This window comes from Neisseria sp. P0008.S010 (assembly GCF_051962715.1).
Taxonomy (GTDB): Bacteria; Pseudomonadota; Gammaproteobacteria; order Burkholderiales; family Neisseriaceae; genus Neisseria; species Neisseria elongata.
On record NZ_JBQCVA010000203.1, the window covers coordinates 1 to 360 of the forward strand.

1 protein-coding gene is annotated in these 360 nt (G+C 53.1%); it reads left to right on the top strand.

The genetic code is table 11. The annotated features are described in order from the left end of the window. Nucleotides 1–360: phage tail protein (locus tag ACTHSL_RS13225; RefSeq protein ID WP_440381703.1), on the top strand; the 360-nt coding region annotated here is incomplete at both ends.

Below are 360 nucleotides of genomic sequence, written 5' to 3' on the forward strand. Positions count from 1 at the left end.
GATCCAGATTTTGCTACCACCATGACTAACGCGCTTGCGGGTAAACAACCGAAGAATGCGACACTGACGGCGCTGGCAGGGCTTTCCACGGCGAAAAATAAATTACCGTATTTTGCGGAAAATGATGCCGCCAGCCTGACTGAACTGACTCAGGTTGGCAGGGATATTCTGGCAAAAAATTCCGTTGCAGATGTTCTTGAATACCTTGGGGCCGGTGAGAATTCGGCCTTTCCGGCAGGTGCGCCGATCCCGTGGCCATCAGATATCGTTCCGTCTGGCTACGTCCTGATGCAGGGGCAGGCGTTTGACAAATCAGCCTACCCAAAACTTGCTGTCGCGTATCCATCGGGTGTGCTTCCT